The organism is Massilia sp. NP310, from assembly GCF_019443485.1.
Classification (GTDB): Bacteria; Pseudomonadota; Gammaproteobacteria; order Burkholderiales; family Burkholderiaceae_D; genus Telluria; species Telluria timonae.
Map to the genome: position 1 here is coordinate 2655844 of NZ_CP080379.1, position 13061 is coordinate 2668904.

A 13061-nucleotide genomic window follows, 5' to 3' on the forward strand; every position below is an offset into this window, starting at 1 on the left:
TTTGCCATCCGCTGGGTGGGAAATAGCTCTTAGGCCAAGCGCCTACATCCCGACATCGTTTGACGACACTCTCGTCAGCATCCGTCGCGCCGGCAAAGCGTGCCTGCCCTTTCCGCCGCCTGGGCGCTTATCGCGCCATTCGCACCGCCGACGGCTCGGGGCCATCGATTCCCATGAACGCCAATGGCTGCAGGGTTTCATTCCATTCGCCAAATCGAAGGAGAACAACAACGTGGCAAAACAAATCATCATCGACCATGTCTTCAAGGTGTACGGCGACCAGACCGACGACGCCCTGGCGCTGGTCCGCCAGGGCGCCAACAAGCAAGACATCCTGGCCAAGACCGGCTGCACGATCGGCGTGTTCGACGCCACCTTCACCATCGAAGCGGGCGAGATCTTCGTCATCATGGGCCTGTCCGGCTCGGGCAAGTCGACCCTGGTGCGCATGCTGAACCGCCTGGTCGAACCCACCGACGGCCGCATCCTGGTCGACGGCAACGACATCAACACGCTGCCAGACGCCGAGTTGCGCGCCTTGCGCCGCAAGGACATCAGCATGGTGTTCCAGTCGTTCGCGCTGCTGCCGCATATCACCGTGCTCGACAACACCGCCTTCGGCATGGAGCTGGCCGGCATTCCCAAGGCCGAGCGCCATGCGCATGCCCGGCAAGCGTTGGAACAGGTCGGTCTGGCGGCGTATGCCGCCAGCTATCCCGACGAGCTGTCCGGCGGCATGCAGCAGCGCGTCGGCCTGGCGCGCGCGCTGGCCAGCGATCCATCGATCCTGCTGATGGACGAGGCGTTTTCGGCGCTCGACCCCATCATGCGCACCGAGATGCAATCCGAGCTGCTGCGCCTGCAGCAAATCAAGCGCCGCACCATCGTCTTCATCTCGCACGACCTCGATGAGGCGATGCGCATCGGCGACCGGATCGCCATCATGAAGGATGGGCACGTGGTGCAGGTCGGCACGCCCGAGGAAATCCTGCGCAAGCCCGCCAATGACTACGTGCGCAATTTCGTGCGCGGCGTCGACGCGGCGGCGGTCTTCAAGGCTGGCGACATCGCCCGCAAGAGCCAGATCGTGGTGTCGGAATCGCCGTCCCGCGGTTCGCGCGCGGCGCTGTCGATGCTCGAGGAGCAGGACCGGACCTACGCCTACGTCGTCAATCCGCAGCGCGAGTTCCTCGGCCTGGTGTCGGTCGACTCCCTGCGCAGCGCCCTCGACGGCCATACCGGCCCGCTGGGCCTGGCGCATGCCTTCCTGCCGGACGTGCAGACCATCAAGGCGGACGAACCCGTCGCCGGCCTGTTCGGCCAGGTGGCGCAACTGCCGTATGCGGTGCCGGTGGTGGGCGACGACGGACGCCTGTGCGGCGCGATCAGCAAGACCACCTTGCTGAAATTCCTCGACCCCGACACGCCCGCCATCCCCGAGGCCTCGATTCAGAAAGGACAAGCATGAGCACGACCGACAACAGCATCACCGCAGTACAGCCGGCCGCAGCGCAGGCTGCAGACGCGGCGGCCCAGGCCAACCCCTGGCTGCCGACGCCGCCGAGCGACACCTCCTGGCTCGACGCCGCGGCGCCGGCCGCCACGCCCGAACACGCCAGCAGTTTCGACCTGGCGCACGCCCTCGACGGCGCGCTGCCGCTGCAATCCTGGATCAACGACGGACTGGGCTGGGTGGTCGAGCATTTCCGCCCCTTCTTCCAGGCCGTGCGCGCGCCGATCGATGCGACGCTGACCGGTTCCAGCGAACTGCTGCTGGCCGTGCCCTCCCTCGTCCTGATCGCCATCATCGGCCTGCTGGCATGGCAGTTCACCAACCGCGCACTGGCCGTCGGCACCGTGCTGGCGCTGGTGGCGGTCGCCATGCTGGGCGTGTGGCCGGAAGCGATGATCACCCTGTCGCTGGTGCTCACCTCGCTGGTGTTCTGCCTGATCATCGGCCTACCGCTGGGGATCTTCCTGGCCAGCAGCGACCGCGCGCAAAACATCCTGCGCCCGCTGCTCGACGCCATGCAGACGACGCCCGCCTTCGTCTACCTGGTGCCGGTGGTCATGCTGTTTGGTATCGGTAATGCGCCGGGCGTGATCGTCACCATCATCTTCGCCCTGCCGCCGCTGGTGCGCCTGACCAACCTCGGCATTCGCCAGGTACGTCCCGACCTGATCGAAGCGGCGCGCGCCTATGGCGCCTCGCCCTGGCAGCTCTTGACGCGCGTGCAACTGCCGCTGGCAATGCCGTCGATCATGGCCGGCATCAACCAGTCGCTGATGCTGTCGCTGTCGATGGTGGTGATCGCCTCGATGATCGCGGTCGGCGGCCTCGGCCAGATGGTGTTGCGCGGCATCGGTCGCCTGGACATGGGCCTGGCCACCGTGGGCGGCCTCGGCATCGTCCTGCTGGCCATCATGCTGGACCGCCTGACCCAGGCCATGGGGCAACCGCGCCGCGGCGTGCGTCACTGGTACCAGACCGGTCCGGCCGGCTTCGTCCTGCGCCTGGTCGGCGGTGCCGCCCGCCCCGAGGCGGCGCCAAGCACCAAGCCCGCCACCGCACAATAAGATTAGAAAGGATACCGATGCGTCAAACCGAACACTTCAACGCCACCTATAAAACGCAGCGCGCATTCCGCTGGATCTCGGCCCTGGTGCTTGCCGGGCTCGCCCTGAGCACCGGCATCGCGACGGCGCAAACGGCCAGCGCCGACCTGCCCGGCAAGGGCATCAAGGTGCAGGCCCTGCAAGGCCCGCTGGCCGAGGAAACCTTCCAGACCATGCTGGCCAATCGCGCCTTGGCCCAGCTGGGCTACGAAACGCAGCCGATCAAGGAAGTCGCCTACCCGACCGCGCACATCGCGATCGGCAACGGCGACGCGACCTTCCTCGCGGTGCACTGGGACCCGCTGCACAGCGACTATTACGACAATGCCGGCGGCGACGCCAAGCTGCTGCGCACCGGCCAGTATGCCGGCCCGGCCGCCCAGGGCTACCTGATCGACAAGGCCACGGCCGAGAAGCACAACATCACCAATATCGACCAGCTGCGCGATCCGGCCATCGCCAGGCTGTTCGACCACGACGGCGACGGCAAGGCCGACCTGACCGGTTGCGATCCGGGCTGGGGCTGCGAGGCGATGATCGAGTACCACATGGACGGCTACAAGCTGCGTTCGACGGTCACGCATGTGCAGGGCAGCTATTCGGCGCTGATCGCCGATACGATCGGCCGCTACCAGCGCGGCGAATCGATCCTGTACTACACCTGGACGCCGTACTGGGTGAGCAGCGTGCTCATCCCAGGCAAGGACGTCGTGTGGCTGCAGGTGCCGCACTCGTCGAATCCACAGAACGCCGATACCCGGATGGCCGATGGCAGCAATTATGGCTTCTCGGTCAACACCACGCGCTTCGTCGTGAACCGCGCCTGGGCCGAGAAGAATCCGGCGGCGGTCAAGCTGTTCGAAGTGATGCGCCTGCCGATTGCCGACATCAATGCGCAGAACGAGCGTGTGCGTAATGGGCAGGGGTCGCAGGAAGACATCGCGCGCCATACGGCGGGGTGGATCAAGTTCCACCAGGCGCTGTTCGATAGCTGGATCGCGCAGGCGAAGGCTGCGGCGAAACCGTAATCGTTGGGAAGATGGCCGGCTGATGCCGGCCACCGACGTTCCGGACGAAAAACTCCCGTCGTCCAAGCGGTGAGCTATCGGGACGCGACCATGACCAGGGAGTGCGCGACCACTAGCGCGGCGAGAAGTCCCAGCCATGCTGGCAATGACCGCCTCCGGCCGCCAAACACAAATGCACTAGCCGCGAACACGACACTTGGGCCGGCCCAGACCGCAAGCCGCAGAATATTCAGGCGCTCATCGCCCTCGCACACGTCGATGGGGCAGTAAATGGCCGCGACACAGACGAAGAAACGCGCGCAAAGCCACTGGCTCACCACGTCAGCCACCAGCAGGCTGGCGACGCCCAGCAGCGCGAACACCATGCCGATGGCAAGCCGATTGGCCTGGTGGATCATTCGATCTCCCAGAACAGGATCTCGGACGATCTTCCCAGATCTGAATAGCCCCACGACGTTCCCGCACCAAGCGAATCGAGGCCGAGGCGCCGGCCCATCGTGGAAAAGAAGCTCATGCCCGTCGCGGTCAGCCTGGCCCCATTCCACAGGTCGATGTGATCGCCGGTGGGCTTGCCACTGGCCTTCTCCCTGCCGTTTCTGGCCCAATAGTCCGCAAAGTACACAATGCCCGTCCGGCCGCGGATCTTGTTCTGCCAGTCGGCGCCGGTCACATTCTCCGCCGACGTTGGCAGGCCGCAGAACGGCTGCTGTTTCAGCCAGGCTGCCAGTTGGGACGCGAGCAATGCGGCGGGCAGGCCGTTCACCTTTTCGGCCGCGCCGCGGAACGACTTCATTTCGACGCCGACGCCGTGAATCGCTACGCTCACCTTGATCGCGCACTGGTTCTCGTAGCCTGGTGGCGGCTTGCCCGTCCTGGGATCGACGAAGGGAGGGTTGTCCGGATAGGATGCCCACAACGTCGAGAACTCGACCGCTTTCACCAGGACACTGCACACCGATTCCTTCCTGGTGTTGGTGCGGACCCTGGCCTTCTGGACCAGCGTGCTATTCATGCGTCGGCTCTTCCTGCAGCTTGGCCAGGGCGTCGTCGCCCCACAGGACTGTGTATTCATCCTCACCAAAGGTATCGACCCGTGGCAGCAAACCGTCCGGCCCGATCCGGCCTGAAAAGACACGGCCGTCCATCGTTTCGATATGGTAAGGCAGCCCGTCGGCGCGCTGGTGCATCAACAAGACCTGCTCGTCGTAAGAGTGCTCGCCGAGCGCCGGCGCGGCGTCCGTCCAACGGCCGTCCGCATTCATGAAGAAGCTGGTCGCGACCGGACCACCGTGGTTGCTCACGCCGTTCAGGTCGTTAAGGGTCGACACCAGTGGGCAACCGCCGCTCGTTCGCATGCCATGGATGACCGAGGCGCGACCATTCATGAGCATGCGGCGGCTGAGTCCGTCCGTGATCGAGCACTTCTTCGTGCAGGCCATCTGGGCACCCTGGAATGCGTAAGCCAGGCCCTGCCCGCGGCATAGCGGGTCTCCCTCGGCCACCACGCCACCGCAAGCCGCTTTGTCTCCTTCCCGAATCCAGCCGATGATCTTCATGCGTCCGCCCATTGGTCAAGACTGAAAAACCAATCTATCGGAACGTGACGACAATTCATTACTCATGCGCAAAAAGCCAGCGCATTGACGCCGCACACCACCATATGGATCATTCGGCAAAAAACTCTTGAGCAACAACGATCTTTGCAGCGAGCTGCCGGGTCGATCGGGTTAAAATGTCAAGTCCTGGCCTTTCACGCGCCAAGCCGTACCGAATCACGAAGACATGACCACCGCCCCCAAAGAAATCAACGCCGCCGCCATCAAGAACAGCGCGACGGAAAAGCTCACTCCGATGATGCAGCAATACCACGGGGCGACTTAACTCCCCTCTGAGAATCGGGCTTTCAGCGCCTTGAATCTCGACGCAGTCCCCCTCCACTCCCCCGCCGGCCGCGGAAACTCTGCGGCACTTTGCGGCGCCAAAACCCCGAGTCAACCCACGCTTCCCATCTAAGCGGCCCCTGCTTTGCGGCCGTTCGTCCGCTCGTTCGCCAATCGGCCGGCTGGCCTTGGCTATGCGCGTCGGCCGTGGGATGGTGAAAGGAGGCAAACTTTTGGAGAGGGAGATGAAGAGGCCACGTTACGGGCGGCGACGCAAGATGCAAATCCAACAGCAGATCATCGAGTGCTGGGACGAAGCCCACCGCATGAACGAAGCATTCGATCTGAGGGCCGCATGCCAAGAGCCCGCCGCGCAATCCAAATCGCAAGGGAGGCTGTGATGGCTGTGAACATTTCCAAAGAAGGCATTGATCAGGTCTTGAAAGATCTCTACAACGCCGGGAATTACTACGGCATTCCTTCCCCAATCACACGGGCAACTACCCGGGGAGCTGAACTCATTTTGAAGCTCAGCGAAGCCTACGATGGAATTCGGGCGATTCGAGACCGGCTTGAAGATGAGCTGCACATTGCCAAGGCCGCAAAGCCCGCCGCCGAATCAAAACCGCAAGGGAGGCTGTAATGAGCTGTCGCGGAACTTGGCACACCGACCGGATTTATTGCGACGACTGCCTCGCCGCCATGGAGAAGTTGGCGGCCGTTCGTCCGCTCGTTCGCCAATCGGCCGGCTGGCCTTGGACTTGGATGGCGGGCGTGGGATGGTGGAAGGAGACCAACTTGGGAGAGAGCGATGGTGAGCAGGCAAGAGTGGGATGAGCTTTATGCGGAAGTCGAAGTGGAGATTCAAAAGCTGCGCGAGGCATCAATGGAAGGAGGTCCATTCATGATCTTCTATCGCCCGGCAATCCAAAGCCATTGGTATCTGCATGGGACGGAGGCGAGTCTCTACGACATCGTCAATTTAAACAAACAGCTCGCCTTTCTTCCCGACGACGATCTTGAAATCGCCGTGGTGGCATCGAAGACCATGGAGGTTGTCGCCCATGGGGAAAACTCTTTTTGGCCTTGCTGTCAATCTTATATGCACTCAATCGACGAGGGCAAAGGGTGGAATACCACCCATCCGATCTTTGGCACGATGCTCTATACCGGGGAAGAGGAAGTCGTTAAAAGAATCACTGGATTATTCCAGGCCCAGCAAGAAGAGATCGCCATCGCTTTGGCATCCAATCCGCCCGCCGCCCAATCCAAACCAAAAGGGAGGCTGTGATGAGCTATCGCGGAACGTGGCACACCGATCGCATCTACTGCCAAGACTGTTTGGCAGCCTTGCAGAAGGTCGCCGACAAGACCGAATACACCAAATACTTCTCGATGGATCGCGTCGGTGAGGCAAAGATGTTCGCCGGCATTTCATCCGACACGCACGAAGAGGGAATATTCGAATCGATCGAGTTTGGGCTTTTTGAGGAGCTTCGACCGCACGTTTGCCACCATATTAGCTTTTGCGTGATGGGCGAGGACTGCGACGATGTCCGGCATATTGAATTCGAGCCCGACCCTGCCGTGCATGCCGCATGGGAGCGCAAGAAACTTGAAGAGGAGTCCAAGCCCGGCTTGACCTCCAAAATCATGGGGAGGCTTTGATGGATCTGATGTCGTGCCATAACTGTCATGAGGGCGAGGCACTTTTAACCACCCGCAGAGGCCCCCGCTACCAATGCAATGTCTGCGGAGTTTCGGGGCAATGGGGCGAATTTACTCTTCGAGGTGAGATCAATCCCAGCTTGATGGAGCAAACGTCGGAAGCTGGACGCGGATGGAACGCTCTCCAAACTAAACTCGCCCGCCTGGAGCTGCTGGCAGTCACGCTCAAATCGGATGCGCCGAAACAAACCAAAGGGAGGCTTTGATGGAATGGATGCCATGCCACTCCTGCGGGAAAGAACCTGCGATGCGAGATTGGAATTGCGTCTACGCGTTCTGTGAAGTGGGTTACTCAGCGGACTCAGCGGCCTGCAAAGCCTACGGCGTATCTATCGACACACTCCCCGGCGAAAAATGGGAAGAAATAGAAGCGCGTCTTTTCAAGGCATGGAATGACCTTCAAGCCCAGCGAGCCCGCCTCGAACTACTCGAAGCCATGCTCCAATCGGATGGGCCAAAGCAAACCAAAGGGAGGCTGTGATGAAGCATTACAAAAATCAAAGCCGACGCGACAAAGCTCTCCATCAATTCAACATGGCATTGTTAGCCCACCAGATGAAAAGCTGCAGAAACTCGATTGAGTATGCTCGACTGGAGAAAATCTTGCTACGGAACGGACTGAAAAGAGTTCGGAAGTCGAGAATGCAAACCAAAGGGAGGCTGTGATGGAAAATATGTCGCCAGCCCTTGCCGACTTGTTTGCTCTTTACATGAAGGCACTGCATGACCCAAAGACCTCTATGGCCTTCATCAAACAGATTGAATCATTGATTTCCGATCAAATGAGAAAGGAGCGGTCATGGAGCTGATGCCATGCCAGATGTGCAAAGGGCGCCCACGCGAGGCTTGGATGAGAGGTGTTGATTTCACTACTCTCGAATGTGATTGTGATGGTTCTGGGCTTTTTCATGACGAGAGTCACTACTACCGCATGAAAGCCGGTCTTCACTGGAATGTTCTTCAAACCAAACTCGCCCGCCTGGAATATCTCGAAGCCATGCTCAAATCGGACGAGCCGGAGCAAACCAAAGGGAGACTTTGATGAAAAGACGTCGTCCAATCCCATCCACGTTTTTGAATATCTCCAAAGGCGTGGAGCCATGCTACCGATGCGGCAATGGGGCAACCCAAATCAACAGCCACCACACGAACGATAAGATCAGCAAGCATGAGTCAGTCCGAGTTCAATGCGGAAAATGCGGTCGATCGGGGCCAAAAGTTTCACGCTTGTTTGAATACAAGATGAAGGTCGAAGATATTCTCAGCCATAAGGCGGGCAACGTATTCGACAAGGCCGGCAATGGCCTGTCACCGGCAGACGCCGAAGCGATCCGTCGATGGAATGAGGATCAGATCACGATCTCGAATGCATTGAACTTCCAGCGACAGCGTGCGGCTGCCGTCCCAAAATCGATTCTCGACACTCCGCTTAAAGATGTCGTCGAAGCGTGGAAGTCGATGCAGGCCCAGCGAGCTAGGCTGTCTCAACTCGAAGCCATGCTCCAATCCCAAGATGCGGCCGCGGGGAAGAAAACTGGCGGGAGGATTTGATGGCGAAACGGCGCGACTTCACAAACAAGTTTGGAGCTAAGTCCGTTGCCGAGCCTTCTCGGGTAAATCTTCGCTCCAAGGCACTCGCTGAAATGAGCTATGGCGACCTTCAAGTCATGGTGAGGAATATGATCTTGAGGGGCCTTCCTCCATGGCTTGAAGATAACGGCAGCCCGTTCTACGTGGCCCGCACCTTTTATGGCGATCAAAAAATCACTATTGACGGGGTCCCCTACGCAGTCATCGACGAAGCCTATCGCATGAATGAAGAGCTCGACTTGCGAGCAGCTTGCCAAGAGCCGCGCGGTTCCAAGACGCAGCAAGGGAGGCTGTAACCCACTGCGCGGCCACCTGTGCAGGTATCATTGCCGGACCTTTACACGTTGAGCGCATCCCAATGACATCGCTTCCGAATCCCCGCCTGCCGCTGGACACCGTCGAACAGATGTTCGAGAAGTTGAAATGGGAGGAGGCGAGGCTCAAAGAGTCGTGGAGCGTTTACGACTCATTCAACTTTCTCGTCACTGCCCACCATCTATGGTTCGACTGGCTTGGACATGCCGGTAGTCCCGAACAGCAAGCCCGCGCGAGCGATCTTCCCGACGACGCCAAGATGGTCTTCCAAGCCGTCGTCGACGTTTCAAACGGGACCAAGCATTGGTTGATGGAGCGCCCGGGGTCGAAGAAGCGGCAAGTCGTCGCCGAAGTCACCGAGCCCTTGTGCGCGGGCTGGGATTCCTATTTCTTTGGCGACATGGTCCACTTCGAGTTTGGCGACTATTTCGTCAGCATGTCCGAAATCTCCGCCCTGGTCATGGGCTACCTCGAATGGATCATCTACGGCGCCGGGGCGAAATCTGTCGACGAGCTTTGCGCCGCGTTAAGCGCCATGAAAAAATAACCCGCAGCGTAGCGGGACGCCACGCCTGCTAGCCGTGCGGCAGGCCTTTCTTCCACATGTTCGAGCGGTAGCGGAGCGGGTTGCTCTTGCTCGACGAGGACGGGAACGGCTCATGGATGCGCGAGTATCCGATCACGATGACCGAGTCCTGCTGCTTTGCGTAGTGATAGACCGGCCCTGAGGTCCGTCCATCATTGTTCTCCGAAAGCAGGCTGTCCGTCATCTGATGGTTGCGCGGATACGAGCCTTCGTATGGGCCGCAGTGGTAGTGCCAGATGTTGTTTTGCTTGTAGACCTTCGCCGCGGCCAGCTCCAAGCCGCGGAACAGCCAAGACGGCTTGTTGAGCCCTTCGTGCTCTACGCCTTCGCCCACATTCCGCATCCACAGGGCGAGACGAACCTGCTCCTCAGGAGTCATGAACCTCAGATCGACAAGGCTCGGCCCGTTGCAATTGCCGTCTCTGAACCCGGGATGGGCGTAGGCGTATTTTATTTTTGTCATATAAAAAAGGGCCCGACACGCGGACCCTCTTCAATGGATTTCGATCGGATTACAGCATCGCGTTCGCCGCTTCCAAGCTGATGCCAAGCAGCGCTGCGAGGGATTGCGCATGGCTCATGGAACCATCGATGCGCACCATGTTGCTGACATCATAACATGCGCTTGCGCGACCGGCCAGCTCCGCGTGGGCTTGGTCGAATGGGCGCGCCGTCGCCTTGGCCTTCGCCGCCGAGGGACGGTGGTAGCGCCTTACTCCAACAGTGGTCGTGGTCTTCTTTTTTGGTTGCGGGTGCCCAACTAATGCGTTCATGTAGTTCGCCATAGCCCTCCCCCTTTTTTAAAATTCTAAGACGCAGCGAGTTTAGCATGCATTAATCAAATCCGGTTAACCTGCCTCAGGCCGGACGCGTTTTGTGTGTTTGAGGCAACCGTTCTACATTGCCAAGAGCGTTCCGTCGCATGCTAACGGCCTCACTTCTTTGAAGTGAGGCTGATGACATGTTTTTCAAGGCTTCATTCCAACCGCATGAAAAGGCTTGGCGCGGGCAAAGTCCGTGTCGAGGCCCACTATTTCGTCGCGTTCGCCGCCCGCTCTTTCAAGATCCAGTCGACCAGTTCCGCTTTGTCAGCGACGCACATGCCGAATTGCTCAGCGGCCTTGGCGACCCACATTTCCAGCTCTTCCCGCGATCCCGTTGAGATCATATCGAGTGGCTCGTCCACACGCATGGCCTGCTCGGGCAGCGGCCGGCGGATGGCGTCGACCGTCACGGAGACCGGCGTGGTTTGGCATCCAGTGAGCAGCACGCACAGGCATGCCATCGCATAGCTCATACGCTTCATTCCCCGGCTCCCGAAAGTTGTTTGTTCGCCAGCCCGATCCGAGCATTGGCGGCCTTGATCGCCTCGTTGAGCAACGCCTTGTCTTCGGCCGGCGCATCGCACTCGGGCATGGGAGCTCGCTTGGCAAGCTGTGCGGCGAGCTTTGCCCTCAAGTTCGCAGACTCCTTCGCAGCGGCTTGATTCCGTGCCATAAAAGCCGCGTTCGCTTTAGCCTGGTCGGCCTCGGCCTCGGCCTGCTTCTTGCTACGAGCCGCGTCAGCCTCCGCTTGGGCCTTCACCCGTGCAGCCTCCACCTTGGCATGGGCGGCGTTCGCCTTCGCCTCGCCTTGGTCAAACCCGCGGCCGTGCGCCCAGTGGTAGAACCCGCCAACCGCCGCGACGACGGCGACCGCCAACGCCAATGCGCGCCACGCCGCCGGCGAAATCGAGCTCAGCTTGGCGAGCAGCCATGGAAGGAAAACAGGCATTGCTATCTCCGGGGAACCGAGCCCACCTCGCCGGATGGCTTGAAGCCTGCGGCGCTCACTGATCCGCTGCGCGGGGCTAAATCGGCTGGGTGGGTGTGGTGGTGGTTTTAAGCGGTGGCGATTTTCAGGCGGATGGGGTTTGATCCGAACCCGCCTTCGCGTCCTTGCGGCGGCGGGCGGCTTTGAGCATCAACCCAACAACCCCTGCGATTGCGATGAATTTACCGATCATCGCCATCGTTTCAGCGTCGGCCAGCGGCTGCAACTGCGTGATCGTCGCGGGCGCGCTGGCGACGAAATCGCTGAGCGTGTCCGAGAACGCCGTCAGCGTCGACCCCATCACAGTGGCGATCTCGCTCTTCAACTTCGACAGCCGGGCTTTGATCTCAGCGAGTCGGGCTTTGAATTCCATGTTGAGTCTCCCTTATTTGAAGTCGGCGAAGACGACCTTCGCCTGCTTCCAGTGTTTTTCGCGCGAGGCGAGGTTGTTGTATCCACCGTTGACGCGCTTCGTTATCACCTTGACTTGCTCGAACGTGTCGACATCGGCGAGCGCATTGCAACGGCCCTGGTCTCGCCAATACCAGCCCGCCGACATCGCCGCCCACTTAGGCTCTTCGAGAAGCTCGGGGTGGCTCACGAGATCAAGCCCAAGCACCTTCCCGCACGGCTCATAGTTCCCGAAGAACGTGATTTGAATCAGGCCGCGGCCGCTGAACTTCCAACCATCGCCCGGCTCTTTATTCCCCAGTCGTCCGCCATACATCTTGTTTGCGAGGGCCGCTGGATTCATCGTGAAGCCCACCGTCGATTCCACCGTCGGGAATGTCTTGGGCCACACGCGCATGCAAGCCTTGGCGTCGTAGTTGAGGTTCTCCCGCACGACGCGGAGGTTGCCGCTCTCTTCGAAGATCTGTGCGATGAAGTGGCAGATGCGAGAGCGGGTATTGATCTCAAATTTGGCGCATGTTTCGTTCAAGTGGTCGACGTATTTAGCGGCGTTTGCGGCAGTCGCACCCATCTTCGTGAGGTGCTCTACAGTGATCCCCACGCCCCTGGCCGGGGCGGGCTTGACTGGTTCAACCTGCGGCGCCGCTCCCACCGCCGCTTGCGCGGACGGGGGTGGGTTTTGCGGAAGGGGTTGGGCGATGGGAGGTTTGACCGGCGATGGGGCGGCCGGCTTCGCTTTGCCGAAAAAGCTCAGCAACGCTTGGATGAAGCCCACGGGATTTTCTCCTCTTGTTCTTGTGTGCGCGAACCCTACTTTTTTGTAGGGTTGTCATTCACTTCATGAAGCTGCGACGGATCTCAATCAACGCGTCCTCGGCATCGATAAGGCATTCACCGAGAGTTCGCTCTTGGCGGAGCCTGAGGCTCTCCAAAAATTCGGGCGCCACATAGATGTCGGTATTGGCCCCCATCGCGACGGCTACATCAACTCGGGGCCAGTCCGCCATGGCGATCGCCATGAGCATTTCGAGCGTCCAAACATCCAACTTTTTGGCGCTCACGGCGGCCTCCATCAGTTCATGCTTCAACGATACC

21 protein-coding genes are annotated in these 13061 nt (G+C 60.1%); 11 read left to right on the forward strand and 10 right to left on the reverse strand.

Going from position 1 to position 13061, the window contains the following annotated elements:
* Positions 1-232 precede the first annotated feature (232 nt).
* The 3 genes from proV to proX are packed head-to-tail and all read left to right on the forward strand — an operon-like array spanning position 233 to position 3644.
* Entirely contained in the window at positions 233-1468 is a 1236-nt protein-coding gene (proV, locus tag KY496_RS11670; protein WP_219864824.1) for a glycine betaine/L-proline ABC transporter ATP-binding protein ProV, read from the forward strand.
* On the forward strand, positions 1465-2577 hold the full coding sequence (proW, locus tag KY496_RS11675; protein WP_184239341.1) for a glycine betaine/L-proline ABC transporter permease ProW: 1113 nt from the start codon (positions 1465-1467) through the stop codon (positions 2575-2577). The genes proV and proW overlap by 4 nt, the downstream gene beginning before the upstream one ends.
* 17 nt (positions 2578-2594) lie before the next feature.
* On the forward strand, positions 2595-3644 hold the full coding sequence (gene proX, locus KY496_RS11680; RefSeq protein WP_184239339.1) for a glycine betaine/L-proline ABC transporter substrate-binding protein ProX: 1050 nt from the start codon (positions 2595-2597) through the stop codon (positions 3642-3644).
* Positions 3645-3718: 74 nt separating this feature from the next.
* Here the strand turns inward: proX and KY496_RS11685 are convergent, their stop codons facing one another.
* The 3 genes from KY496_RS11685 to KY496_RS11695 are packed head-to-tail and all read right to left on the reverse strand — an operon-like array spanning position 3719 to position 5200.
* Positions 3719-4042 (reverse strand): hypothetical protein, encoded by a 324-nt coding sequence (locus KY496_RS11685; protein WP_005662756.1) that lies wholly within the window; start codon positions 4040-4042, stop codon positions 3719-3721.
* Positions 4039-4656 (reverse strand): T6SS effector amidase Tae4 family protein, encoded by a 618-nt coding sequence (locus tag KY496_RS11690; protein WP_005662758.1) that lies wholly within the window; start codon positions 4654-4656, stop codon positions 4039-4041. The genes KY496_RS11685 and KY496_RS11690 overlap by 4 nt, the downstream gene beginning before the upstream one ends.
* On the reverse strand, positions 4649-5200 hold the full coding sequence (locus tag KY496_RS11695; RefSeq protein WP_005662760.1) for a PAAR domain-containing protein: 552 nt from the start codon (positions 5198-5200) through the stop codon (positions 4649-4651). Before KY496_RS11695 ends, KY496_RS11690 begins: the two co-directional genes overlap by 8 nt.
* A gap of 724 nt (positions 5201-5924) precedes the next feature.
* On the opposite strand from KY496_RS11695, the gene KY496_RS11700 reads away from it, so the two are divergent.
* The 8 genes from KY496_RS11700 to KY496_RS11735 all read left to right on the forward strand — a co-directional run bounded on the left by KY496_RS11700 (position 5925) and on the right by KY496_RS11735 (position 9704).
* Positions 5925-6167 carry a hypothetical protein gene (locus KY496_RS11700; RefSeq protein ID WP_219864825.1) on the forward strand — a complete coding sequence of 81 codons (243 nt, stop codon included), beginning with the start codon at positions 5925-5927 and terminating at the stop codon, positions 6165-6167.
* A gap of 168 nt (positions 6168-6335) precedes the next feature.
* On the forward strand, positions 6336-6815 hold the full coding sequence (locus tag KY496_RS11705) for a hypothetical protein (protein ID WP_219864826.1): 480 nt from the start codon (positions 6336-6338) through the stop codon (positions 6813-6815).
* The gene (locus KY496_RS11710) at positions 6815-7192 is read left to right on the forward strand and encodes a hypothetical protein (RefSeq protein WP_219864827.1); all 378 of its coding nucleotides are present in this window, start codon (positions 6815-6817) and stop codon (positions 7190-7192) included. Before KY496_RS11705 ends, KY496_RS11710 begins: the two co-directional genes overlap by 1 nt.
* A complete protein-coding gene (locus KY496_RS11715; protein ID WP_219864828.1) occupies positions 7192-7458 on the forward strand; it encodes a hypothetical protein in 267 nt (88 codons plus the stop codon). The genes KY496_RS11710 and KY496_RS11715 overlap by 1 nt, the downstream gene beginning before the upstream one ends.
* 593 nt (positions 7459-8051) lie before the next feature.
* Entirely contained in the window at positions 8052-8294 is a 243-nt protein-coding gene (locus KY496_RS11720) for a hypothetical protein (RefSeq protein ID WP_219864829.1), read from the forward strand.
* A gap of 200 nt (positions 8295-8494) precedes the next feature.
* The gene (locus KY496_RS11725) at positions 8495-8803 is read left to right on the forward strand and encodes a hypothetical protein (RefSeq protein WP_219864830.1); all 309 of its coding nucleotides are present in this window, start codon (positions 8495-8497) and stop codon (positions 8801-8803) included.
* Positions 8803-9138, forward strand: a complete 336-nt coding sequence (locus tag KY496_RS11730; RefSeq protein WP_219864831.1) for a hypothetical protein — start codon at positions 8803-8805, stop codon at positions 9136-9138. Before KY496_RS11725 ends, KY496_RS11730 begins: the two co-directional genes overlap by 1 nt.
* A gap of 62 nt (positions 9139-9200) precedes the next feature.
* Entirely contained in the window at positions 9201-9704 is a 504-nt protein-coding gene (locus KY496_RS11735; protein ID WP_219864832.1) for a hypothetical protein, read from the forward strand.
* 28 nt (positions 9705-9732) lie between these two features.
* On the opposite strand, the gene KY496_RS11740 is transcribed toward KY496_RS11735, so the two are convergent.
* The 7 genes from KY496_RS11740 to KY496_RS11770 all read right to left on the reverse strand — a co-directional run bounded on the left by KY496_RS11740 (position 9733) and on the right by KY496_RS11770 (position 13054).
* Positions 9733-10122, reverse strand: coding sequence for a hypothetical protein (locus KY496_RS11740; protein WP_219864833.1), 390 nt, complete (start codon positions 10120-10122; stop codon positions 9733-9735).
* 133 nt (positions 10123-10255) lie between these two features.
* Positions 10256-10516, reverse strand: a complete 261-nt coding sequence (locus KY496_RS11745) for a hypothetical protein (RefSeq protein ID WP_219864834.1) — start codon at positions 10514-10516, stop codon at positions 10256-10258.
* Positions 10517-10773: 257 nt separating this feature from the next.
* A complete protein-coding gene (locus tag KY496_RS11750; protein WP_219864835.1) occupies positions 10774-11049 on the reverse strand; it encodes a hypothetical protein in 276 nt (91 codons plus the stop codon).
* Positions 11046-11516: a hypothetical protein gene (locus KY496_RS11755; RefSeq protein ID WP_219864836.1), complete on the reverse strand. Its 471-nt coding sequence runs from the start codon at positions 11514-11516 to the stop codon at positions 11046-11048. Before KY496_RS11755 ends, KY496_RS11750 begins: the two co-directional genes overlap by 4 nt.
* Positions 11517-11640: 124 nt before the next feature.
* Positions 11641-11928, reverse strand: a complete 288-nt coding sequence (locus KY496_RS11760) for a hypothetical protein (protein WP_219864837.1) — start codon at positions 11926-11928, stop codon at positions 11641-11643.
* A gap of 12 nt (positions 11929-11940) precedes the next feature.
* Positions 11941-12741 (reverse strand): glycoside hydrolase family 19 protein, encoded by an 801-nt coding sequence (locus tag KY496_RS11765; RefSeq protein ID WP_219864838.1) that lies wholly within the window; start codon positions 12739-12741, stop codon positions 11941-11943.
* Positions 12742-12799: 58 nt separating this feature from the next.
* Positions 12800-13054: a hypothetical protein gene (locus KY496_RS11770; protein ID WP_219864839.1), complete on the reverse strand. Its 255-nt coding sequence runs from the start codon at positions 13052-13054 to the stop codon at positions 12800-12802.
* Between the last annotated feature and the right edge of the window lie 7 nt (positions 13055-13061).